Origin of the sequence: Glutamicibacter sp. MNS18 (genome assembly GCF_026107515.2) — a bacterium.
In the GTDB taxonomy this organism is placed as follows: domain Bacteria; phylum Actinomycetota; class Actinomycetes; order Actinomycetales; family Micrococcaceae; genus Glutamicibacter.
This window is the reverse complement of sequence record NZ_JAPCHW010000003.1, coordinates 428703-451677: the sequence shown is the minus strand read 5'-3', so window position 1 is coordinate 451677 and position 22975 is coordinate 428703. Positions and strand designations below refer to the sequence as shown.

At 65.5% G+C, this 22975-nt stretch carries 23 protein-coding genes; 11 read left to right on the top strand and 12 right to left on the bottom strand.

Annotation, left to right across the window (positions count from 1 at the left end; translation table 11 throughout):
* Positions 1-110 precede the first annotated feature (110 nt).
* Together OK351_RS05675 and OK351_RS05670 are read left to right on the top strand one after the other, a co-directional pair.
* Positions 111-761 carry a hypothetical protein gene (locus tag OK351_RS05675; RefSeq protein WP_265156670.1) on the top strand — a complete coding sequence of 217 codons (651 nt, stop codon included), beginning with the start codon at positions 111-113 and terminating at the stop codon, positions 759-761.
* Positions 754-1050 carry a transcriptional regulator gene (locus tag OK351_RS05670; protein ID WP_265156668.1) on the top strand — a complete coding sequence of 99 codons (297 nt, stop codon included), beginning with the start codon at positions 754-756 and terminating at the stop codon, positions 1048-1050. The genes OK351_RS05675 and OK351_RS05670 overlap by 8 nt, the downstream gene beginning before the upstream one ends.
* 41 nt (positions 1051-1091) lie before the next feature.
* Here the strand turns inward: OK351_RS05670 and OK351_RS05665 are convergent, their stop codons facing one another.
* Both OK351_RS05665 and OK351_RS05660 read right to left on the bottom strand, forming a co-directional pair.
* Positions 1092-2333, bottom strand: a complete 1242-nt coding sequence (locus OK351_RS05665) for an RBBP9/YdeN family alpha/beta hydrolase (protein ID WP_265156666.1) — start codon at positions 2331-2333, stop codon at positions 1092-1094.
* Between the two features lie 213 nt (positions 2334-2546).
* Entirely contained in the window at positions 2547-2807 is a 261-nt protein-coding gene (locus OK351_RS05660; RefSeq protein WP_265156663.1) for a GlsB/YeaQ/YmgE family stress response membrane protein, read from the bottom strand.
* 381 nt (positions 2808-3188) lie between these two features.
* Here OK351_RS05660 and OK351_RS05655 point away from each other — a divergent pair, with 381 nt between their 5' ends.
* Both OK351_RS05655 and OK351_RS05650 read left to right on the top strand, forming a co-directional pair.
* A complete protein-coding gene (locus tag OK351_RS05655; RefSeq protein WP_265156660.1) occupies positions 3189-3719 on the top strand; it encodes a gluconokinase in 531 nt (176 codons plus the stop codon).
* A 27-nt stretch (positions 3720-3746) separates the two neighbouring features.
* Positions 3747-5168 (top strand): GntP family permease, encoded by a 1422-nt coding sequence (locus OK351_RS05650; protein ID WP_265156657.1) that lies wholly within the window; start codon positions 3747-3749, stop codon positions 5166-5168.
* Positions 5169-5262: 94 nt separating this feature from the next.
* On the opposite strand, the gene OK351_RS05645 is transcribed toward OK351_RS05650, so the two are convergent.
* Positions 5263-5790, bottom strand: a complete 528-nt coding sequence (locus OK351_RS05645) for a hypothetical protein (RefSeq protein ID WP_265156653.1) — start codon at positions 5788-5790, stop codon at positions 5263-5265.
* A 91-nt stretch (positions 5791-5881) separates the two neighbouring features.
* Positions 5882-6613 carry a FadR/GntR family transcriptional regulator gene (locus OK351_RS05640; protein ID WP_265156649.1) on the bottom strand — a complete coding sequence of 244 codons (732 nt, stop codon included), beginning with the start codon at positions 6611-6613 and terminating at the stop codon, positions 5882-5884.
* Positions 6614-6818: 205 nt separating this feature from the next.
* Here OK351_RS05640 and gndA point away from each other — a divergent pair, with 205 nt between their 5' ends.
* Together gndA and OK351_RS05630 are read left to right on the top strand one after the other, a co-directional pair.
* The gene (gene gndA / locus OK351_RS05635; protein ID WP_265156647.1) at positions 6819-8258 is read left to right on the top strand and encodes an NADP-dependent phosphogluconate dehydrogenase; all 1440 of its coding nucleotides are present in this window, start codon (positions 6819-6821) and stop codon (positions 8256-8258) included.
* Positions 8259-8546: 288 nt separating this feature from the next.
* A complete protein-coding gene (locus OK351_RS05630) occupies positions 8547-10130 on the top strand; it encodes a carbohydrate-binding domain-containing protein (RefSeq protein ID WP_265156644.1) in 1584 nt (527 codons plus the stop codon).
* A 66-nt stretch (positions 10131-10196) separates the two neighbouring features.
* Here the strand turns inward: OK351_RS05630 and OK351_RS05625 are convergent, their stop codons facing one another.
* The gene (locus OK351_RS05625) at positions 10197-10775 is read right to left on the bottom strand and encodes a TetR/AcrR family transcriptional regulator (protein ID WP_265156641.1); all 579 of its coding nucleotides are present in this window, start codon (positions 10773-10775) and stop codon (positions 10197-10199) included.
* A gap of 106 nt (positions 10776-10881) precedes the next feature.
* Here OK351_RS05625 and OK351_RS05620 point away from each other — a divergent pair, with 106 nt between their 5' ends.
* Complete coding sequence (locus OK351_RS05620) at positions 10882-11268, top strand: DUF1304 domain-containing protein (protein ID WP_265156638.1); 387 nt, start codon at positions 10882-10884, stop codon at positions 11266-11268.
* 74 nt (positions 11269-11342) lie between these two features.
* Entirely contained in the window at positions 11343-12353 is a 1011-nt protein-coding gene (locus tag OK351_RS05615) for an NADP-dependent oxidoreductase (protein ID WP_265156635.1), read from the top strand.
* A gap of 19 nt (positions 12354-12372) precedes the next feature.
* Here the strand turns inward: OK351_RS05615 and OK351_RS05610 are convergent, their stop codons facing one another.
* Positions 12373-12870, bottom strand: coding sequence for a GNAT family N-acetyltransferase (locus OK351_RS05610; RefSeq protein WP_265156632.1), 498 nt, complete (start codon positions 12868-12870; stop codon positions 12373-12375).
* A 199-nt stretch (positions 12871-13069) separates the two neighbouring features.
* Here OK351_RS05610 and OK351_RS05605 point away from each other — a divergent pair, with 199 nt between their 5' ends.
* Positions 13070-14353 (top strand): dicarboxylate/amino acid:cation symporter, encoded by a 1284-nt coding sequence (locus tag OK351_RS05605; protein WP_265156629.1) that lies wholly within the window; start codon positions 13070-13072, stop codon positions 14351-14353.
* 77 nt (positions 14354-14430) lie between these two features.
* Here the strand turns inward: OK351_RS05605 and OK351_RS05600 are convergent, their stop codons facing one another.
* A complete protein-coding gene (locus OK351_RS05600) occupies positions 14431-16698 on the bottom strand; it encodes an excinuclease ABC subunit UvrA (protein ID WP_265156626.1) in 2268 nt (755 codons plus the stop codon).
* A gap of 116 nt (positions 16699-16814) precedes the next feature.
* Between OK351_RS05600 and OK351_RS05595 the strand changes: the two genes are divergently transcribed.
* Entirely contained in the window at positions 16815-18041 is a 1227-nt protein-coding gene (locus tag OK351_RS05595; protein ID WP_265156623.1) for a pyridoxal phosphate-dependent aminotransferase, read from the top strand.
* 104 nt (positions 18042-18145) lie between these two features.
* Here OK351_RS05595 and epsC read toward each other — a convergent pair whose 3' ends face one another.
* From epsC to msrA, 3 genes are all read right to left on the bottom strand, one after another.
* The gene (gene epsC, locus OK351_RS05590; RefSeq protein WP_265156620.1) at positions 18146-18730 is read right to left on the bottom strand and encodes a serine O-acetyltransferase EpsC; all 585 of its coding nucleotides are present in this window, start codon (positions 18728-18730) and stop codon (positions 18146-18148) included.
* 143 nt (positions 18731-18873) lie between these two features.
* Entirely contained in the window at positions 18874-19809 is a 936-nt protein-coding gene (cysK, locus tag OK351_RS05585) for a cysteine synthase A (RefSeq protein WP_265156617.1), read from the bottom strand.
* A 116-nt stretch (positions 19810-19925) separates the two neighbouring features.
* Positions 19926-20453: a peptide-methionine (S)-S-oxide reductase MsrA gene (gene msrA / locus OK351_RS05580; protein ID WP_265156733.1), complete on the bottom strand. Its 528-nt coding sequence runs from the start codon at positions 20451-20453 to the stop codon at positions 19926-19928.
* Between the two features lie 132 nt (positions 20454-20585).
* On the opposite strand from msrA, the gene OK351_RS05575 reads away from it, so the two are divergent.
* Complete coding sequence (locus OK351_RS05575; RefSeq protein ID WP_265156614.1) at positions 20586-21548, top strand: Nif3-like dinuclear metal center hexameric protein; 963 nt, start codon at positions 20586-20588, stop codon at positions 21546-21548.
* Between the two features lie 176 nt (positions 21549-21724).
* Here the strand turns inward: OK351_RS05575 and OK351_RS05570 are convergent, their stop codons facing one another.
* Both OK351_RS05570 and OK351_RS05565 read right to left on the bottom strand, forming a co-directional pair.
* Positions 21725-21940: a hypothetical protein gene (locus tag OK351_RS05570; protein WP_265156611.1), complete on the bottom strand. Its 216-nt coding sequence runs from the start codon at positions 21938-21940 to the stop codon at positions 21725-21727.
* The gene (locus OK351_RS05565; protein WP_265156608.1) at positions 21937-22974 is read right to left on the bottom strand and encodes a DUF916 domain-containing protein; all 1038 of its coding nucleotides are present in this window, start codon (positions 22972-22974) and stop codon (positions 21937-21939) included. The genes OK351_RS05570 and OK351_RS05565 overlap by 4 nt, the downstream gene beginning before the upstream one ends.
* Position 22975: the final 1 nt, after the last annotated feature.

Sequence of the window (22975 nt, the reverse complement as noted above, 5' to 3'; positions counted from 1 at the left end):
TCGACATCGGGCACCCGGGGTGCTAACTTTAACTTTGTAATGCAAAGTACTTCGCAATATAAACTACTTTGCGCCAGGTTCGAAGTGAACTACCGAGGAGATGGTCCACCATGGACGCCGAAGGAAAGAATCTGGATCCGGCACGGATCCTGGCACGGATCGACGCCGAATCAACCAAGGCGCGTACCGCCATGAGCCCCGATATCCGCCTGCTCTACTCCCTGTGGGGTGCCATGTGGGTCATCGGCTTCCTGTCCTTCTATGCCGCATTCATCCCGGCGGGCAACCCGCTGATCTCCGCCTGGTGGGCGCTGGCCATCACGGTGGCCGCTCTGGCAGCCGCCATCACGATCTCCACCATCCACTCGGTCAAACGCGGTTCGGGAACCCGTGGCCCCTCGTTGGTGCAGGGCGCCATCTTCGGCAACTGCTTCTTCCTGAGTTTCGTGCTGGTGGGCCTGCTGGGCTGGAGGCTCGCGGCCGCGGGGCTGGATGGCCCGGGGCTGCTCTCCTACGCCGTGGCCGCCTGCGCCCTGGTGGTCGGGGCGCTGACCGTGGTCGGTTCGCTACTCTGGAACGACCGCTCGCAGCTCATCTTCGGTGGCTGGATCCTGGTGGTCGGGCTGATCTCGCTGGCCCTCCCGGCGCCGCACAACCTGCTGGCCGGTGCCCTGGGTGGTCTGGGGTTGGTGGTCCTGGGCATGGTGCACGGTCGTCATCCGAAGCTGGTATCCGGAGTGGTGGTGCCTTCCCATGGTTGAGCTCGACCCGGTGATCCATGCCCAGGCCCGGCTGCGCACGGTCACCATCCTCAATACGCTGGGCCCGGGGGATACGCTGGCGTTCCCCAGATTGCAGGAACTGCTGGACATGACCTCGGGCAATCTGGCCACACACCTGAGAAAACTCGAGGACAGCGGATACGTGCAGGTGCGAAAGGTCCTCGAGGGACGCACCCCGGTCACCTATGTCGGACTGACCGAGACCGGACGGTCGGCCTTCAGCAACTACAAGCAGGTGCTCCGGCAACTGCTGGAAACCACCGGATAGGTCCAGGCGGCGGAGCACGGGACCCGGATGCGGGCAGGCGTTCAGCGTCCCGGTTCGCCGCGCCTGGGCAGGATCCTGTCAAGTAGCTCGTAGAAGGCGTCATTGGTGAAGTAGGCCCCGTGGTTGCGGGGGAACGGTGCCCGGTTGTCGATCCGGTGATCGGTGATCCCGGGGCCGAAGAGTCCCCCGGACTTGTAAGCCAGCAGGTCCCTCGGGTCGTAGACGAAATGTGTGGCGGGAAAGTCCTGCGGCAACTGATACCCCTTGGCGAAGCGCTGGGATGGCAGCGCGTCCAGTTCGAACAGCAGACCGCTCTGGGTGGCCACCGCCACCAGCATGCCCACCTTGGGGTGCCGGTTGTCGATCAGCAGGTCCAGGCACGCCACGGCACCGAGACTGTGGGCCACCACGATGACCTCATCATCCTCGATGGCATCCAGATCCTGGCCGATCAGCTGTCGCAGCGCCCTGCCGCGGCTGAGGTACTTGAGCGTATCGCCGATCCCGGTGGCCGCTTCCTGGGTGAGGCGCACCCTGTTGCGGGCCGCCCAATTCGTGACCAAAGACAGCACCCGGTCCAGGATGATTCCCTTCAGCTGCGGCTGGATGGCGCCGGGCGGGACATCGGGGTGGGCCACGGCCTGCGCGGCGGCCAGTTCAACCGCTTCGCGGTGCTGGCCGTCCACGGGGGCCAGGCAGCCGAGTTCGGCATCGCGCAGGCCCAGCGCCAAGGCGGTAAAGGCCCGGGCCAGGCATGCGGCCTTCTGCTCGATGCCCAGCTGCGGGTTTTCAACGATGTCGGTGAACTGGTCACTGGCCACCAGCTGGGTGGCCGCGGCCATGGCCGTGGGGCCCAGACCCGCATTGGCCAGTTTCCCATGGAGGTCGGTGCCCGGTTCCAGTGCCCGGCCCAGCCGGTCGACCACGGTCCGGGCGGTCTGTTCATCGCGGGCCGGGTGCGCCACCCGGGATGCGGATGACAAGGCGTCAAGTTCAACCAGCGGGGCGGTGTCCATGATCTCCCAGAGGGCCAGCTGGGAGTCCTCGGGTCCGGGCTCCACCAGGGTGCGCAGGGCAGCGACCTCGGAACGCTGCCGGAGCAGGTCCGCCGGGATGCTTGCCCCGCCCGCCAGCAGGCTGGCTCCGACGATATCGCCCCAGCGGGTGGCGTGTACCGTGACCTCGCCACGGATGCGCTGCACCCCGCGGCGCAGCTGCTCCAGGTACTCGTTGATTCCGGCATCGCGGACGCCGGTGCCATGGATGAAAAGAATCGTCGTCATGACAGGCCTTCCTTGGCTGTGCTGCGGTGTGCCCAGTGTATGCGCTGGGTTTGCCGCGGCGGTAGCATCCTGCAGGTTCTCAGAAGGGCAGGGTGGGGTGCCTCAAGGGTGCCGGGACAGGCGAAACCCGCCTGCACGCGGTGGCAAGCGCCGGTGCAGACGGGTTCGGTAGGGGAGCGGGACCCGCATCCTGTGCGGATCCCGCTGCCGGGGTTAGGACTTCTTGCGTGTCAGGAACCCCCAGACAACCAGCACAATCAGCGAGCCGCCGATGGCCAGCAACCACGTCTGGATCGACCAGAATTCCGTGATCTCCACGTTGAAGATCAATGATCCGAGCCAGCCGCCGACAACGGCGCCAACGACACCCAGCAACAAGGTGGCCAGCCATCCGCCGCCTTGCTCACCTGGCTTGATTGCCTTCGCGATCGCGCCGGCAACCAAACCCAAAACTATCCATCCTAGAAAACCCATTGGTTCACCTCACTGGTTGCAAAGTTCCTAGTGCCCGGGTTGAGCTACTGATCCCGACGATACCCTCAACTGGTGCTTGAACCTATGGATTGTTGGTAAATATTCAGCTACAGCTGTAGGCCAGTGGCTCGGATGCCAGGGATTCCTGCTGCCGGCCGGGGCCCGACGGTCTCCGTGATGTTCCGTAAAATCAGTGGTCAATCAATGTTTTTCCGGTTTCTTGCGGGTGGCGTGTGGTGCAGGCAGGTGAAGAAGGCGTGATGCCGGGGGTCTTTGCTATTGACTCGGACGGCCCGGAAGTTTAGTCTGAATAAATCAGATTTAAAGTAGCAATCAAAATCATAAGTCTGACAATAAGGTTCGGCACAACGGAGTGAGCAGATGACAGGACAGGTTGTACCCATGGTGGTCATGGGTGTTTCCGGCAGTGGCAAATCCACCATTGGAGAACTCTTGGCCCGGGAACTGGGTGTCGAATTCATCGATGGTGACCATCTGCACCCCAAGGCCAATAAGGACAAGATGGGTCTTGGCATCCCGTTGGACGACGCCGACCGGGAGCCCTGGCTGAAGATCATCGGACAGCGCCTGGCGCAACGTGGCCCGGCAGGCCAACCAGTCATCATCGCCTGTTCGGCACTGAAACGTTCCTACCGTGAACTGATCCGTGCCCACGAGCCCGCCACCCGGTTCATCCACCTGGTCGGCGGCAAGGAACTGATCCAGGATCGCATGGATTCCAGGGATCACGAGTTCATGCCCACCTCCCTGCTCACCAGCCAGCTGGACACCCTGGAAGAACCCGCGGCCGAAGAACGGGCCATCAGCGTGGAGATCAACCAGAGCCCGCAAGCGATCGTCGATGCGGTCCTGGCCCGGCTGGCCATCGATTCACCCGCCCCGGGCAACTAACCCCCTCCCCATTGATCAAGGACGACAATGAATACTGACCTTGCCCTGAACTGGACGCTGGGCACACCGGCGTTGCTGGGCCTGGCCGTTGCGGCCATTGCGCTTTTGCTGGTTCTCATTATCCGTTTCCGAGTCCACGCGTTTATCGCCCTGGTGCTCACCAGCCTACTCACGGCAATCGCCGCCGGCATTCCCGCCGGGGAGATCATCGGCACGCTGACCAGTGGGTTCGGTGGAACCCTGGCCAGCGTGGCCCTGCTGGTGGGTCTGGGTGCGATGCTCGGCCGGATGCTGGAAACCAGTGGTGGCGCCCAGGTGATGACCCAATGGCTGATCGACAAGTTCGGTGAAAAGCGTGCCCCGCTGGCCCTGTCCATGGCCTCGCTGCTCTTCGGCTTCCCGATCTTCTTTGATGCCGGCCTGGTCGTCATGCTGCCGATCATCTTCACCGTGGCCCGCCGTTTGGGCGGCTCCCTGCTCTTCTACGCGATTCCCGCAGCCACCGCGTTCTCGGTGATGCACATCTTCGTCCCACCGCACCCCGGTCCGGTGGCCGCCTCCGGGTTGCTGAACGCCAATGTCGGGCTGGTGCTGGTTCTTGGCCTGATCGTGGCGATCCCCACCTGGTACTTCGCCGGTCATCTCTACGGCAAGTTCGTGGGCAAGCGCTTCGACATCCCGGTGCCGCACATCCTGGACGCCGCGCTGGGCAACGGCAATGGCAACGACAAGGATGCCTTCAAGTCCTCCCCGTCGGTGGCCACCGTCTTCGGCCTGCTGCTGATGCCGCTGCTGCTGATCTTCCTGAACACCGGACTGAACATGCTCGGTACCGCCGGTGTGGTTGATGCCGAGGCGACCTGGGTCCAGTGGTTGCGCCTGCTGGGTGAAACCCCGGTGGCCCTGATGCTCACCGTGCTGCTGGGCATGTACCTGCTGGGCTTCCGGAAGAAGAAGGAAAAGACCCTGATCGAAACCGTCGTCGACTCGGCGCTGGGCCCGGTGTGCTCGATCATCCTCATCACCGGTGCCGGCGGCATGTTCGGTGGGGTGCTGCGTGCCAGCGGTATCGGCAATGCGATCGCCAATTCGCTGGAATCCGTGGGCCTGCCGCTGATCGTGGCCGGGTTCCTGATCGCCGCCGTGGTCCGGGTGGCCCAGGGGTCGGCCACGGTGGCCCTGACCACCGCGGCGGCCATCGTCCAGCCGGCCGTGCTCGACGACCCTTCGCTGTCGGCCCTGCAGGTGGCCACGATGGTGCTCGCCCTGGCTGCCGGCTCGGTCTTCGCCGGTCACGTCAACGATTCGGGGTTCTGGCTGATCTCGCGGTTCTTCCAGATGGACGTGCCCACCACCTTGAAGGTGTGGACCGTGGGCCAGGCCCTGGTCTCGGTGATCGGCTTCACCTTCGTCATGGTGCTCTACTCGCTGGCCACCCTGATCGCCTGATCGCCTGAACCTGGTACGGGATATCTTGCCCGTGCAACGCACCGTGCCCCTGCCCACCGAGCATTCGGTGGACAGGGGCACGGTGCGTTGCATATCAGTGGGTGAAGGTAGCGGTCCGGTAGCCGGGCATTCCGGGAATGACATCCACCACCGCCTGGGTCGCATCGGTCATGATGAAGGCCATCTCGAATCGGATACTGTGGCCGTTGGGCACGGTGGTCAACGGGGCCCGGAACCGGCCGCGTGCTCCGATGTCGAAATGGGATGCCTCCTCTCCACCCGAGGCAGCTGACAGGAACAGGTGCAGGGGGTTGTAGTTGCTGCCGGTATGGTTGCGTACCTCGACGGCTACCGCCACCGGTATGCCGGCGTTCTCATCCGGAAGCGGTTCGGTGGGTTCGTACGGTTCCGGGGCGCCGACCACGACTTCCAGCCCGTTCTCCCACCTCGCGCTGTGGCCGAATGTGGTGGTCTGGCCCGGGATGTCCAACTGGATCAGTTCGACGCCTGTGCCATACCGGTCCGTGGGCTCCTGGCGAGCCGGCGCCAGGACGTGGCAACCGGATACGCTCAGGGAAATCATCAGACATAAGACGCAGGCCCGGTTTGGCATTGCCCTCATGGCGCACTCCTTGTTGGCAGGTAGGACTCGGCCATCCTAGGCCTGCGGTGCGTTGTCGATGGCGTGGAGCGACGAAATGTGGAAAAGGTGTCTAGGGTGCTGCCGGGGGATCGACGAACAGGCGATCCTGGTCCTGCCAGATCCCGCAGATTTCGCTGTGCGTGCGGCGCATGATGTTCTCCATATTCGCCCGGGCCGCCAGCGGGTCGCGGTTGGAGACCGCATCGGCCACGGCCTGGTGCCAGGTGAGGGCCTCCTCATGGGGGCGCTCGGGCATCAGACCCAATTCGGTGCGACCGCGCAGCGTCTCGCCGATCGGGATCGACAGGTTCGCGAACATCTCATTGCCCGAGGCGGCCAGCAGGACCGCATGGAAGCGGATGTCCAGATCCAGGAAGCGGTGCAGGTCCCCGGTTCGTCCGTAGTGGTTCATCTGCGCCGAGAGCGTCATCAACTCCTCGCGAAAGTGATCCGGCGCGTACTGCGCCGCCAGCTCGGCGGCCATCGGTTCCACGGAGATGCGCAGCTCGGTCAATGAGCGCAATTGCTTGCCCTGATGTCCGCTGGCCAGACGCCAGCGGATGACAAGCGAGTCGAAGGGGTTCCACTTCTCCACACCCTGGACCCTGATGCCCACCCGCTTGGTGCTGGTAACCAGGCCGCATTGGGCCAGGACCCGCACGGCCTCGCGCACCACCGAGCGTGAGACCTTCAGCTCGTCCTCGAGTTCGGAAGCCAGCAGGACACTTCCGGCGGCGATGCTTCCGTTCACGATGCGAGAACCGAGGACCTCGACCACATGCGAGTGCAGACTTGTTGCCATTGCATCATCCTATCCAATCCGGGTACTGCAATACCCCAACTCACCGTGAGTGGAAGCAAATAAATCTGCTTTGTTTTTGGTGTGGATCTGGGTATCGGCACGGTCGGGCGGTAGGATGGAAGACGTCACGAAGCCGTGCGGGTGCGGGGAACGTGCCCGGTTTTCACGGCATAGCTTTCCGGTCAAAAAATGGAGTAATGAATTTATGCCTGCACAGATTGGCGTCACAGGTCTTGCCGTGATGGGCGCGAACCTCGCCCGCAACTTCGCCCGCAACGGGTACACCGTTGCCCTGCACAACCGCTCGGTGGGCAAGACCGACGCATTGCTCGATGCCCACGGGACTGAAGGCGATTTCATCCGCACCGAGACCCTTGAAGAGCTGGTTGCCAATCTGGAAACCCCGCGCCGGGTGCTGATCATGGTCAAGGCCGGTGCTCCGGTCGATTCGGTCATCGAACAGCTGGTTCCGCTGCTGGAAAAAGACGACATCATCATCGATGCAGGCAACTCCCACTACACCGACACCCGCCGCCGTGAGGCGGCGCTGGCCGAAAAGGGCCTGCACTTCGTTGGTGTGGGGGTCTCCGGCGGCGAGGAAGGTGCCCTGCTCGGCCCCTCGATCATGCCCGGCGGCTCGGCCCAGTCCTACCAGGCACTTGGCCCGATGCTGGAGAAGATCTCCGCCAAGGCCGAGGACGGCACCCCGTGCTGCGCCTGGGTCTCCACCGACGGTGCCGGCCACTTCGTGAAGATGGTGCACAACGGTATCGAGTACGCCGACATGCAGGTCATCGGGGAAGCCTACGACCTGCTGCGCCACGCCGCGGGCATCGGGCCCGCCGAACAGGCCGGGATCTTCGCCAACTGGAACCAGGGCGAACTCTCCAGCTTCCTGATCGAGATCACCGCCGAAGTGCTGGGCCACACCGATGCCGCCACCGGCCAGCCGCTGGTCGATGTCATCCTCGACTCCGCAGGACAGAAGGGCACCGGCCGTTGGACCGTGCAGTCCGGGCTGGACATGGGCTCACCGGTCTCGGCCATCGCCGAATCGGTCTTCGCCCGCTCGCTGTCCTCGCAGCGCGAGATCCGTGCGGTGGGCCAGCAGGTGCTGGCCGCGAACACCTCCGAGGTGCAGGTGCCGGAGAACTTCGTCGAGGATGTGCGCCAGGCGCTGTTCGCCTCCAAGCTGGTCTCCTACGCCCAGGGCCTGGACATGCTCACCTCCGCTGCCGGGGAATACAACTGGGAGCTGAAGCTGGACGAGATCGCCGGGCTGTGGCGCGAGGGCTGCATCATCCGCGCCGCCCTGCTCAAGGACATCACCGCGGCCTATGCCGCCGATCAGAAGCCGGCGAACCTGCTGTTCGCCCCGGCCTTCGCCGAGGCCATCGCCCAGGCCGTGCCGGCCTGGCGCCGCGTGGTGTCGATCGCCGTGCAGCTGGGCATCCCGGCACCGGTCTTCTCCTCCTCGTTGGCCTACTACGACGGACTGCGCCGTGACCGCCTGCCGGCCGCGCTGACCCAGGGACTGCGCGACTACTTCGGTGCGCACACCTACCGCCGCACCGACAAGGAAGGCACCTACCACACCCTGTGGAGCGGTGACCGTTCCGAGGTGGCGGCGGAAGACACCCACTAGCCACGAAGCCAGAACCGGCCAGGTACCGATCTCCTCGGGACCTGGCCGGTTTTTTCTTTGGCAGGATCGGTGGCAAACGCACCACCGGAGGGCACGGATTACCGGATGCGTGGAGCAGGGGGTCACCCGCAGCCGGACGCACGTCACACCGGTTTCCGGGAATTCACAAGGTGGGCAATTACCGGATACAGGCTGGACACAGTGGAGAACCAAAGAATGGGTACAACCCCTCCCGGACGACCCGACTGCCGCCTTTGCCGCGGCGGACCCAACACAAGGACCCGACCCATGAAGCTTCCCGTCCCCACCAAGATCGTGACATCGATGGCCGCACTGTCCCTGGCGCTGACCCTGGCCGGATGCGCCGCGGGAGGCCAGGGCACGGTCGCCGAGGCCGGTAACACCTCAGCTGCCGAGGCCACCCCCGGCGCTCACGCCGCGGCGTCCGGCAGCGGAACCACCTCCGTCGACGCCGACCAGGTCACCGAGGACACCCATTTCGACGCCGACGACCTGCAATGGGATGACACACAGGAGACCAGCATTGCCCTGTCCGATGGCGGCTCCACGGTCCAGGGACAGGACGCGTCGGGCGTCTCGGTGGATGGCGGCACTGTGACCCTATCCGCGGCCGGCACCTACCGGCTCTCCGGCGGGTTGAGCGACGGGCGGATCGTGGTCAGCGCGACCAAGGAGGAGGTGGTGCGGATCATCCTCGACGGGGTGAGCATCTCGAACTCCAGCGGCCCGGCCGTGCAGGTCGACGAGGCCAACGAGGTGCTGCTGTACCTGCAGGATGGCACCACCAATACCCTGAACGACGCGACCAGCTACGCGGACACGGCGGATGAAGCAGCGAATGCCGCCGTGTACTCGAAGGCAGATCTGACCATTGCCGGCGAGGGGTCGCTGGCGGTGCAGGGCAATTACCGGGACGGCATAGTCAGCAAGGACGGGCTGGTCCTGGTTTCAGGTTCGGTCACGGTGACCGCCGCCGATGACGGCATCAAGGGCAAGGACTATCTCGCCATCCTCGGCGGCACATACACGGTCAACGCGGCGGGCGACGGCATCAAGTCCACCAACGACCAGGACGAGGGGCGCGGCTGGCTGCACCAGTACGCCGGAGCGCTCGCCGTCGCCGCCGGGGATGATGGCATCAAGGCGGAAAACGAGCTGACACTCAGCGGCGGGACCGCGACCGTGACCGAGTCCACCGAGGGAATCGAGGCCGCCGCCATCAACCTGTCCGGGGCCACCGTGAACGTGACCGCGGCGGATGACGGCATCAATGCCTCGGCCGACTCCTCCCGGGAGGTCCTGCTGAACATTTCCGCCGGCTCCGTCACCGTCACCGCGGATGGGGACGGCCTGGACTCGAACGGCGAGATCACCATCAGTGGCGGCACCACCGTGGTCAACGGGCCTACCGGCGGCGGCAATGGTGCACTGGACGCCGATGGCGGGATCACCGTGACCGGCGGCCTCCTGCTGGCCACCGGCAGCGACGGGATGGCCCAGGGGCTGGGATCGGGTTCCGAACAGTCCGGCGTGCAGGCCGCGCTGGGCACCACGGTTCCCGCCGGTACCCCGATCCACGTGGTGGATTCGGATGGCAGCATCGTGGTCAGTTTCGTACCCACCCGGGATACGGCCAATGTGCTGTATTCCGCCGGGGAGATCACCGACGGTCAGGGCTACGGCTTCTGGGTGGGCGGCAGCGCCGACGTGGAATCAGGTCTTGGTACCGGTAGCCTCGACGGGGCAACGGAACAGGCCACCGCCACCGCCGGCCAGTTCACCTCCGGCATGGGTGCGGGGATGGGGCGCGGCCAGGGTGGTCCCGGCTCCGGATCGGCCCCGGGCAACTAGCTCCATGCCAACCACCGGCGTCGGCGGTACCCGAACTTCGCGGACGGTACCGCCGGTGCCCGCGGATTACCGGTCAACCAGCTCCGCGGCGCACCGCACCAGCCGAACGGCTTCGGTCCGGCTCACGCGCACCAGGGCGAAAGCCGCGATGACCAGCCCGGTGACGGTATCGGTGAGCAGCGCGTGTCGCGCGGCATCCAGATCGGGCCGTGCTGCCCCAAGACCGCGGCCCAGGGCATCGTGCATTTCCTGGCGGTAGGCCCCGACCACCGCGGACACGGCCTCATCCGCGGAGATGGGGGAGTTGGCACTGTTCACCAGCAGGCAGCCGTTGGCCGCAGGCAGGGAACCCGGGTGCCCAAGGGCCACCGCCAGCGAGTCAAGGTACCGGCCCAGGGCTGAGGGCTCCACGTCCGCGGCCAGCAGCGGACGCAAGCGCGGGCGGACGATCTCCTCCAGGTAGCTGTGAACCGCGGCGTCGAACAGGCCGCGTTTGGAACCGAAGGAATTGTAGATGCTGGAGCGGCTCAGCCCGGTCGCCTCTTCCAGTTCGGGAATCGAGGAGGCCTCGAACCCCTTGGACCAGAACACGGTTCGGGCGCCTTGGACTGCCACCTTGCGGTCAAAGGCCAATGTCCGGGCCATCACAGGACCTCCCTCTTTTCGAAACGTCCATTCCAGTATATATTGAAATGGTCGTTACAGAATTGGTTCCCGGCGGCCGCGCCCGCCGCCCTCCGAAAGGCGCCCCATGCTTATCGCATCGCAGATCCTGGCACTGCTGGCCGCACTGCTCCATGTGTACATCTTCCTGCTCGAATCCCTCTGGTGGACCAGGCCGGGCACCCGCAAGGTCTTCGGCACCACCGCCGAGGAAGCGCAGATGACCAGGACCCTGGCCTTCAACCAGGGGTTCTACAACCTGTTCCTGGCCATCGCCGTGTTCAGCGGGCTGGGGTTCCAACTCGCCGGACAGCCGGTCATCGGTTCAACGCTGCTGATCACCGGACTGGCCTCCATGGCCTTGGCCGCGACGGTGCTCATCATTTCCAGTCCGGACAAGGCGCCGGCCGCCGTGAAACAGGGCGCGCTACCGCTGCTGGGGTTGGCGGCCCTGGTGCTACACCTGGCCGCCTAGCAGCCGGACCCGACGACAACAAGAGCCCCGCACCGCCCCGGGGCCGGACCACCACAGATAAGGAACACCCACCCATGAGCGATAACCTCAGCACCCGGATCCTGCTCGCCTCCCGCCCCAGCGGCTGGCCCGTCCCCGGGAACTTCGAGGTGCGCACCGAGACGCTGCCCGAACTGGAGCCGGGGCAGGTGCGGGTACGCAACGAATTCCTCTCCGTCGACCCGTACATGCGCGGGCGGATGAATGACACCCGCTCCTACGTCGCGCCCTACCCGATCGGCGGGCAGATCACCGGCGGTGCCATCGGCCAGGTCATCGCCTCGGCCGACGAATCGATGCCTGCCGGCACCCTGGTACTGCACCAGCACGGCTGGTCCGACACCGTGCAGGCGCCCGCCGACAGCTTCCGTGCGGTCCCGCAGCTCGACGGGGTGCCCAATTCGCTGCGCCTGCACATGATGGGCATGACCGGCCTGACCGCCTACGTCGGCCTGACGGTAATCGCCCAGCTGGCCGAGGGGGACACGGTCTTCATCTCCGGGGCTGCCGGGGCCGTGGGAACCGCCGCCGGGCAGATCGCCAGGCTGCTGGGCGCCAGGCGCGTCATCGGATCGGCCGGCAGCGCGGAAAAGGTCGCGTTGCTGACCGACAAGTACGGCTACGACGCCGCCTTGAACTACCGCGACGGGGATGTGGCCGGTCAACTGGCGGCGCTGGCCCCGGAAGGCATCGACGTGTTCTTCGACAACGTGGGTGGGGAACACCTGGAAGCGGCACTGGAGAATTTCAACGACGGCGGCCGCGCCGCCCTGTGCGGGGCGATCTCCGGATACAACACCACCCAGGCGCAGGCAGGGCCGGGGAACATGGCGAATCTGATCACCCGCTCACTGAAACTGCAGGGATTCACCGTGGGCGGCTACCTGCGGTACTCCGCCGAGTTCTCCGAGCGCATGGCCGGCTGGTTCGCCGCCGGGCAGATCGCCTACGACGAAACCATCGTGGAGGGGATCGGCAACACCGTCGGGGCCTTCATCCGGATGATGCAGGGGGCGAACACCGGAAAGATGCTGGTACGGATCTGAGTCCGGCCGTGCCCCGTGATCAGCGGCGCACCATCAGGGCGTCGGTGATCTCCGGGGCCAGGGGGTCGATTCTGGTCAGCCCGTCGAACCCGAATCCGTTACGCCGGTAGAACGCCACCGCCCGGGCATTGGACTGTTCGACCCAGAGGAAGGCCGGATCGGCCTGCAGCACCCTGTCCAGCAGGCCCTGCCCGATGCCGGTGCCGTGGTCGCTGGCCAGCACATAGAGGTTGTACAGCTGCAGTTCCGGCAGATCCGCGGGCCGTGCCCCGTCCACCGGTGGCGCGGCCAGCGCGAACCCGCGAAGCCGCCCGTCCGCCTCGGCCACGGCCAGCCGGTGGGCCGGGTTCTGCTCGGCCAGCAGGCGCTGCCATTGCCCGGTGCGCTGTTCACGGTGCGCGTTATCGAAGAATCCCTCGGGCAACAGGTGCGCATAGGTTTGTTCCCAGCAGCGGATATGCAGGGCAACAAGTTCCGCCTCGTCCTCGCGGTCCGGTTCGTGCAGGATAATCCCCATATTTCACCTACTGACGTGTTCATCGACGGAAATTTTCAAATCAGCCTAGCAGGCCGGTGAACCCTATGGTGAACAGGGGTGCCGAAGCAACGAATTTCGGTCAGCGGCCCGTGAGGTTTACCATTGTGACTCGTGCGTTACGCCACACCTGCCACAACGCACGCACACTCATCCAAACCCCGTTGAGAAAAGGTCCCGTGTGAAGACGCTTCAAAGAATCCCCCTGCTGGGGTGGATCATCATTGCCATTGTCCTTGGTATCGTCCTGGGCCCGGTCATGCCGATCTGGCTCGGGGGTGTATTCCTGACCTACAACTCGATCTTCTCCGGGTTCCTCGGGTTCGTGGTGCCGCTGATCATTTTCGGCCTGGTGGCCCCGGCCATCGCCGAACTGGGCAAGGGAGCCGGCAAATGGCTGGGCATCACCGCCGCGCTGGCCTACGGCTCAACCATCTTCGCAGGCCTGCTGGCCTACTTCGTCAGCCGCTGGCTCTTCACCGCCTCGCTCTCCGGCGGCGGGCTGGCTGAACTGGGGGATGAGGGAGGTTCCGGATTCGAACCGTACTTCTCCGTGGTGAACAGCTCCTCGGGCGGAGCCACCGAGGTCGTGCTGGCGCCGTTGCTGGGCGTGATGACCGCACTGGTGCTGGCCTTCATCATCGGGATCGGCATTACCGCCTTCAAGAGCACGGTCATCTTCCGCGGGACCGTGGAGTTCCGCACCATCATCGAGGCGGTCATCCGCCGGCTCGTGGTTCCCGCGCTGCCGCTGTTCATCTTCGGCATCTTCCTTGACCTCTCGGCCAGCGGAGCGGCGGTGACCGTGATCTCCAAGTTCCTGCTGGTGGCCGTGGTTTCCTTTGCGCTGTGCCTGGTGGTGCTGTTGATCCAGTACACCGTGGCCGGTGCCATGAACAAGGAAAACCCGCTCAAGTCGCTGTGGAATATGCGCGACGCCTACTTCACCGCCCTGGGTACCTCCTCCTCGGCGGCCACCATCCCGGTCACCCTGGCCTCGGCGAAGAAGAACAAGGTCACCGACGCGATCGCCGGGTTCGTGGTTCCGCTGTGCGCGACCATCCACCTGTCCGGTTCGATGGTCAAGATCATCTGCTTCTCCATCGCCGTGGTGCTGCTGTCCGGTGGGGATGTCTCCCTGGCAGCCTACCTGCCGTTCATCCTGATGCTCGGGGTGATGATGGTCGCCGCACCGGGTGTCCCCGGTGGCGCCATCGCCGCGGCCGCCGGCCTGCTGGTGCAGATGCTCGGTTTCGGCGAGGTCGAGATCGGCCTGATGTTCGCCGCCTACATCGCGCTGGACAGCTTCGGTACCGCCACCAACGTCACCGGTGACGGCGCGCTGGCCATGATCATGAACAAGCTCACCCGCGGCAACCTGGGAACCCAGGTGCAGGATCCCTCCGATGAGCGGATCATCACCGCCGAGGGCAGCAAGATCGAGCCCCACACCCTGGGCGACTAGCACCGCCAGGGCGCACACACCAAAGGTGCCGCAGACCGGGAAACCGGTGTGCGGCACCTTTGGTGTTCCGGGGGATGCTAGGCGTTGGGGTCCACATAGGCGGCCAGGTGCCGCCCGGTGAGCGTGTCGGTGCGGGAGAGCTGCTGCGCGGTCCCCTCGAAGATGACCCGGCCGCCATCGTGCCCGGCTCCCGGTCCCAGGTCGATGACCCAGTCGGCGTGCGCGATCACCGCCAGGTGGTGCTCGATGACGATCACCGTATTGCCCTCGTCGACCATCTGGTCCAGCAGCGCCAGCAGCTTATCCACATCGGCCATGTGCAGGCCGGTGGTCGGTTCGTCCAGCACATAGGTGCCGGCCCCCTTGCCCAGGTTGATGGCCAGCTTCAGGCGCTGGCGTTCGCCGCCGGAGAGCGTGTTCAGCGGCTGGCCCAGTTTCAGGTAGTCCAGGCCCACCTGGTTCAGCCGGGTCAGGATGGTCTTGGCCCGCGGGATCTTCAGCTGTGCCAACGCCTCCTCGATGCTCAGGTCCAGCACTTCGGCGATATTCAACCCGTCCAACCGGTAGTCCAGCACCTCGGCGGTATAGCGTTTGCCCTCGCACAGTTCGCACAACAGCGCCACCCCGGCCATCGACACCAGGTCGGTGTAGGTGAACCCCACCCCGTTGCAGTTCGGGCAGGCCCCGGCGGAATTCGCGCTGAACAGGGCCGGCTTGACCCCGTTGGCCTTGGCGAAGGCGGTACGGATGGGATCCAGCAACCCGGTGTAGGTGGCCGGGTTGCTGCGCCGCGAACCGCGGATCGCCGACTGGTCCACCACCGCCACATCCTCGCGTTTGGAAATGGTGGTATGGATCAGCGTGGACTTGCCCGACCCGGCCACCCCGGTGATCGCACACAGCACCCCGCGCGGGATATCCACCTCCACGTCCTTCAGGTTGTGCGTGTTCGCCCCGCGGATCTGCAACGGGTCGTGGCCCGGGCGCGGATCGGTCTTCAGCGGGACGGTGGCGGAGAAGTGCCGGCCGGTCAGGGTATCGCTGGCCAGCAGCCCTGGCACATCCCCGGCGTAGGTCACCTGCCCGCCATGGATGCCGGCGCCCGGCCCCAGATCGATCACGTGGTCCGCGATCCGGATGACCTCGGGTTTGTGCTCCACCACCAGCACCGTATTGCCCTTGTCCCGCAACTCGCCCAGCAGCGTGTTCATCCGCTGGATGTCGTGCGGGTGCAGGCCCACGGTGGGTTCGTCGAAGACATAGGTGACATCCGAGAGCGCACTGCCCAGGTGGCGCACCATCTTCACACGCTGCGCCTCCCCGCCCGAGAGCGTCCCGGCCGGGCGGTCCAGGGAAATGTAGCCCAACCCGATCTGCACCATCGCCTCGAGCACCGCCCGCAGGTTGCCCAGTAGCGGGGCAGCGTCCGGGATATCCAGCGTATCCAGCACCGCGATCAGGTCGCTGACCTGCAGGGCGCTGAGTTGCGCGATACCGTGCCCGGCGATCCGCGAGGCGCGTGCCTTCTCGGCCAGCCGGGTGCCCTCGCAGACACTGCACGGGGCGGTGGTGGAAATCCGTTCGATCCAGTCCCGGATATGCGCCTGCTTGATCTCCCGGCCGGAGTGGATGTAGTTGGACTTGATCCGGGTGACCAACCCGGAATAGCTCATATTCGCTCCGTTGAGCTTGACCTTCCCGGCCTCGGCGTACAGCAGCCGGTGCAGCATCTCCGCCGGCATCTCACGCAGGGCCACATCCAGATCCGGTGCGGTGCCGGCGGTCAGCGTCTGCCAGAGCCAGGAGTCCGGGGCGAAATTCGGGGCCTTGATCGCCCCCTCGTTCAACGTCTTGTCCCAGTCCAGCAGTTCGTCCAGGTCGATGCTCGCCTCGGTACCGAAGCCTTCGCAGGCGCTGCAAGCCCCCTCGCCCAAGTTAAAGGAGTAGGCCCCGGCCCCGCCGGCGCTGGGGGTGGAATACCGCGAGTAGAGCACCCGCAGCAGCGAGTACGCATCGGTCGCGGTGCCCACGGTGGAACGCGAGTTCGCCCCCATGCGTTCCTGGTCCACCACGATCGCGGCCGACAGGTTTTCCAGCACCTCGACATCCGGGCGCGGCATCGAGGGCATGAAGGACTGGATGAAGGAGGTGTAGGTTTCGTTGATCAGCCGCTGCGACTCGGCGGCAATCGTGCCGAACACCAGCGAGGACTTGCCCGACCCGGAGACCCCGGTGAAGGCGGTGATCCGGCGCTTGGGAATATCGGCATCGATACCGGTCAGGTTGTTCTCCCGCGCCTGGCGCACGCGGATCATGTCATGGGTGTCTGCAGGATGCTGGCTCATGGGTTCAAGACTACTTAATGCCCGACGGCCCCCGCACCCGGCACCGCTATCCGGCGCCACCGGGACAATCCGGGCCGTGCTCTTGCCGCCGGGCACCGGAGGTGAAAACATACAGCATGAACCCGATGCAACGATCCAGCCGGCTCAGCGAGGTCCGCTACGACCTGCGCGGCCCGGTACAGCAGGTGGCCAAGCAGTTGGAGGCCGAAGGCCACAGCATCCTGCGCATGAACCTCGGGGACCCGGCACCCTTCGGGTTGGAGGCCCCCGAATCGATTGTGGTGGACATGGTCCACCACCTGCGTGAGGCCCAGGCCTACAGCGATTCCAAGGGGATCTTCTCGGCCCGTACGGCCATCGTGCAGTTCTACCAGACCCGGGGGCTGATGCAATTCGGGGTGGAAGACATCTTCATCGGCAACGGGGTGAGCGAACTGATCTCGATGACGCTGCAGGCCTTCCTGGAGCCCGGGGACCAGGTGCTGATCCCCTCCCCGGACTACCCGCTGTGGACCGCCTCGGTGCTGCTCAGCGGCGGGGAAGCGGTGCACTACGCGTGCAACGACCAGGAGAACTGGTGGCCGGACATGGCCGATGTCGAGGCGAAGATCAGCGCACGCACCCGCGCCATCGTGATCATCAACCCGAACAACCCGACCGGCGCCGTCTACCCCAGGCACATCCTGGAACAATTTGCCGAGCTGGCCCGGAAACACGAGCTGGTGCTCTTCTCCGATGAGATCTACGAGAAGATCCTCTACGAGGACGCCGTGCACATCCACACCGCCGCGGTGGCACCCGACCTGCCGGTGCTCACCTTCTCGGGGTTGTCCAAGGCCTACCGGATGCCGGGCTACCGTGCCGGCTGGGTTGCCGTCTCGGGGAACCGTACCGCGACAGCCGGGTACCGTGAGGCGCTGGAGCTGCTGGCCTCACTGAGATTGTGCCCCAATGTCCCGGCCCAGCACGCGATCCAGACCGCGCTGGGCGGCTACCAGAGCATCGAGGACCTGGTGAAACCCGGCGGCAGGCTACGGGTGCAACGTGACCTGGCCTGCCGGTTGCTCAACGACATTCCCGGGGTCAGCTGTATTCCCGCCGCCGGGGCCATGTACCTGTTCCCCCGGCTTGACCCGGCGATCTACCCGATCACCGACGACGAGCAACTGGTCATCGACCTGCTGCGCAGCCAGAAGATCATGATCTCGCACGGCACCGCCTTCCACTGGCCCGCGCCCGACCACTTCAGGTTCGTCATCCTTCCGCGCGAAGCGGAAATCCGCGACGCCGTGGACCGGATCGCGACCTTCCTCGGGCAACTGCGCGCCCAGGCACCCGCCTAACCGCGGCCCGGGCCAAGCCCCTGCGGACAATGGACCTCCGGCCCGGAACCCTGTGACAGGGTTCCGGGCCGGAGGTCAACGCGTCTCTGGGCAGCTGCCGGGACTCAGATCCACATGGCCGGGTCGATGTACTCGGCCGGATCCACCGCGGGCTTGCGTTCCTCCGGGGAGCGCGGACGGTTACGGGCCGGGATCCCGGTCACGATCGAACCGGCCGGGGCGTCCTTGACCACCACCGCGTTGGCGCCAACCGCCGAATCGTCGCCGATCAGGATCGGGCCCAGGATCTTCGCCCCGGCACCGACCACCACACGGTTTCCCAGGGTCGGGTGGCGCTTGACCTTGGCCAGCGAACGCCCGCCGAGGGTCACCCCGTGGTACAGCATCACGTCGTCACCCACCTCGGCGGTTTCCCCGATCACCACCCCCATCCCGTGGTCGATGAAGAACCGGCGCCCGATGCGGGCCCCGGGATGGATCTCGATCCCGGTCAGCGCACGGTTGAGCTGGGAGAGCAAACGGGCCGGAAAACGCAGGTTGGGGTTCTGCCACATCCTGTGGGCCACCCGGTGCATCCAGATCGCATGCAATCCCGAGGCCGCGAAAAAGTTCTCCATGTCATTTCGCGTGGCCGGGTCGTGGGTGCGGGCAGTGGCCAGGTCTTCACGAAGCCGGGAGAAAAAGCTCATATATCCACCTTATGGGTCATACGCGGGTGCAACGGCATTCGTGAACGCCGCGGCACAAGAAACGGTGCGCCGGATGATTGGATCTCTTTACCCCAACCCACCGACGCACCGTTTTATTCACTCAAGTGCGAACAAGTTGTCAGTTAGCCGCGAATATCGTCGAACAGCAGGGTCGAGATGTAGCGCTCGCCGAAGTCCGGCACCACGGCCACGATCAGCTTGCCGGCGTTCTCCTCGCGGGCAGCGACCTGCAGTGCGCCCCAGACGGCGGCGCCGGCGGAGATACCGCCCAGGATGCCTTCCTGGACACCCAGGGCACGCGCGACCGACACCGAGTCGTCAACCGGCGCATCGAGCACCTCATCGTACAGCTCGGTATCCAGCACCTCGGGAATGAAGTTGGCGCCCAGGCCCTGGATCTTGTGCGGGCCGGGCTTGCCGCCGTTGAGGATCGGGGAGTCCTTGGGCTCCACGGCCACGATCTTCACGTTCGGGTTCTTGGACTTCAGGTAGCGTCCGGCGCCGGTGATGGTGCCGCCGGTGCCGATACCCGAGACCAGCACGTCGATCTTTCCGTCGGTGTCTTCCCAGATCTCCGGGCCGGTGGTGGTCTCGTGGATCAGCGGGTTGGCCTCGTTGGCGAACTGCTGGGCCCAGATGGCGTTTTCGGTGGTGGCCACGATCTCCTTGGCCTTCTCCACCGCACCGCGCATGCCGTCGGCACCCGGGGTCAGCACGATCTCCGCGCCGAAGGCACGCAGCATCACTCGGCGCTCGGTGCTCATGGTCTCGGGCATGGTCAGCACCACCTTGTAGCCGCGGGCCGCGCCGACCATGGCCAGGGCGATACCGGTGTTGCCGCTGGTGCCCTCGACGATGGTGCCTCCCGGCTGCAACGCGCCGGACTTCTCCGCGGCATCAACAATCGCCACACCGATACGGTCCTTGACCGAATTGGCAGGGTTGTAGAACTCGAGCTTGACCGCGACGTTGCCCGGCAGGCCCTCGTCCAGGCGGTTCAGCTTGACCAGTGGGGTGCCGCCGATGACCTCGGTGACGTTGTTGTAGATTTTGCCCATGGTGTCTCTTTCCTTTGCGCTCTAGGTAGATGTGAGCCCTGCGGCTACGAGTTGGTCACTGGCCTGTGAACGCCAGTGAAGAGGTCCACTGTCTAGGTTAGTGTTCTGGCTATTTACTAGGATTCTTTAAGCCATAAGCCGTAATATTTCTTTACCTTGGCCAGTTTCGGGTCGATGATGACCCGGCAATAGCCGGATGTTGCGTAATTGTTGTAATAATCCTGGTGGACATCCTCGGCCAACCAGAAGTCGGTGACCGGTTCAAAGGTGGTCACGATCGGGTCGTCGTAGACTTGCGCGTACTTCTCCACGGCGGCCTGGAATTCACGACGCTGGGTCTCATCCAGCGGGAACATCGCGCTACGGTACTGGGTTCCCACGTCGTAGCCCTGCCGGTTCAGGGTGGTTGGATCGTGCAGGGTGAAGAACATGTCCAGGATGATCTCGGCCGGGACCTCGGTTTCATCGAAGATGACGGCCACCGCCTCGGCATGGCCGGTCAAACCCGAACACACCTGTTCATAGGTCGGCGCGGGGTTCCGTCCACCGAGATAACCGGAGATCACCGCATGCACCCCGCGGGTGCGCTGGTAGACCGCGTCCAGGCACCAGAAGCAGCCACCGGCCAGCACGAAGGTGCGCAGCTGGCGGCCTTGGTGTTCAAATGACGCGTTGAATGTCAGGGCCTGGGTACTGGTTTGAGAGCTCACACCCATCCTCAACGCCACGGCGTTGCATTCTGTTCCCTCCCCGCCCCGGACGCGTAGGCTAGGGGTATGCACAGCAAGGCGAATGACCCGGCCGGCAAAGCCCAGCCGGATGAAGCAGCACAGCAGAACCAGGGCGCCGAGGGCGCGGGCCCACAGGACACGCAGTCCCGGACCCCCGGGCGGCCCGCTGCACCCACCACGCCGACGCTGGGCGATGTACTGGAGGCCGTGGAGGAGCTGTGGCCGCAGTCGCTGGCCGAGGACTGGGATGCGGTGGGTTTGGTGGCCGGACGCACCACCGCGAAGGTCTCCAAGGTGGTGCTCGCGGTGGATCCCACCCTGGAGGTCATCGAGGACGCCATCGAGCGTGGCGCCGACCTGTTGATCACCCACCACCCGTTGCTGCTCAAACCGGTGAACCAGGTCGCCGGCACTTCGTTCAAGGGCGAGGCCATCCACCGCCTGATCGAATCCGGCTGCGCCCTGCTGACCGCGCACACCAATGCCGACAGCGCCATCGGCGGCGTGAATGACGCCCTGGCCGATGCCTTCGGCCTGACCGAGTGCGTCCCTCTGGTGGGCACCAAGGACGGGCTGCCCGAGGAAGGGCTGGGACGCGTCGGTGTGCTGGAGAAGCCGATGAAGCTGCAGGATTTCGCCGAACGCGTGTACTCGGTGTTGCCGGCCGTGGCCGGCGGGGTACGGGTGGCCGGTGAACGTCACGCGATCGTACGCAAGATCGCGGTGTGCGGCGGGGCGGGGGATTCGCTGTTCGACGCGGTCCGCGCCCATGACGCCGATGTCTACGTCACCGCCGATCTGCGGCACCATCCGGCCAGCGAGGCCCGCGAGGCCGCGGGGGAGTCCCACCCCTACCTGATCGACGTGTCCCACTTCGCCTCGGAATGGGTGTGGCTCTCGGCCGCGGCCCGGGCGCTGCAGAACGTGGTCCGGGACCTCGGTTTCGAACTCGAGGTCGAGGTTTCGCAGATTAATACCGATCCGTGGGACTTCATCCTCACGCCCTAGCCGGCCCGGTGCCCGACCCAGGCCGGGAACCTGCAACGCCCTCGGGCGCGGAACCAGCTGGTTCCGCGCCCGAGGCGATGACTGGCAGCATGTCGCGCTGCGCCATGCCCGCTGCTCCCCGCGGGGCCGGCACCCATGCGGCCATCCGGCAGACCAACCCCGCTGTCTGCCAGGCCCTAATGCCGCTCACGTCGGTGCCGGGAATACCTGGACACGACGGTCCCGAGGGCAAGCACTGCCAAGGCCGCCAGCAACATCCATGGCTCGGAACCGGTGTCGGCCAATCCCTCGGGCCACCGGTCGGGGTTCGGTTCGATGGTCCCCGGCCCGGGTAGCTCGCTGATCTCGACATGCAGGTCGATACCGCTACCCGGGTCGGTAGCCGTGCTCATCGGCCGGCCCCCTGGGACTGCAACCGCACCTGGGCGGCACCATCCTGCCTGGCCTGGTCCAGCAGCTGTGCCAACCGGGCATCCTGTCTGCTCTTGCGCCGCCGCAGACCGGTAAGGCATAGGAACACCCCGGCGGCCACCAACAGTTGCGGAAGTGGCAGCGCCCAGACCCAGATGCGCTCGGTGAGCAGTACCTGCCGGCTTCCGGCGGTGTCCGTGCCCGTTACCTCGATGGTCGCCGGAACCAGGAACAGCGGCCACACATTGGGCAGAGCTGCGGAGACCTGCGCACTGTCGCCGGGCAGCAGCGAGCCCGTTTCCAGGGTGTCCGAGCCCGCAGCCAGGGGAGCGGCAAGGCTGGTGGCCGGATCCAATTGCAGGTTCCCGTCATTGCCTACCGACAGGTCCGCGGTGATGTGACCGGGTGCGAAGGGATTCCATGACTGGTTGTATGCGGCTTCGATCGACCCCACGGCCAAGGAGGGTTGCAACGGTCCCTCCACACGGGTCATCACCCGGAACCCGATCCTGGATTCGAGCCCGATACTGGCTCCGTCCCCGGATTGCCCGAGACTGCTGACCACCGAGGCGACCCCGGCCGCATGGTCGCCCGGGGTGGCGTTGGACGGCACCGTGACGGTAAAGGGGACCGTTTCGGCGGACTTCGCGTCCACGCTGACCTCGTCCTGGATACTGATCCAGGTGCCGGCGGCATGTGAGGGCTGGTCGGAGGAGAGCATGTTGAAGCGGCCGCTGTCGGTGAAGTAGCCATCGGCAGCCTGCAGGCCAAAGGTCGCGGGCTGCTCACTGTGGTTCTTGAGCACCAGCTGTTCGGTCCGGGTTTCGCCCGGGCTGAGCTCCATCTCGATCCAGTGTCCGTGACCGCTGTCCGCGGCCGGGTTCATGGACCAGGTGATCGACGGTTCGCGGTCCGCTGGGGCAGCCGCGGCCAGTGCGGGAGCCGATGCCAGGCTGGCCGTGAGAAGCGCCGCGGCTGCGACGCGGGAGATGAGATTCTGGGGTTTGTGCGGCATG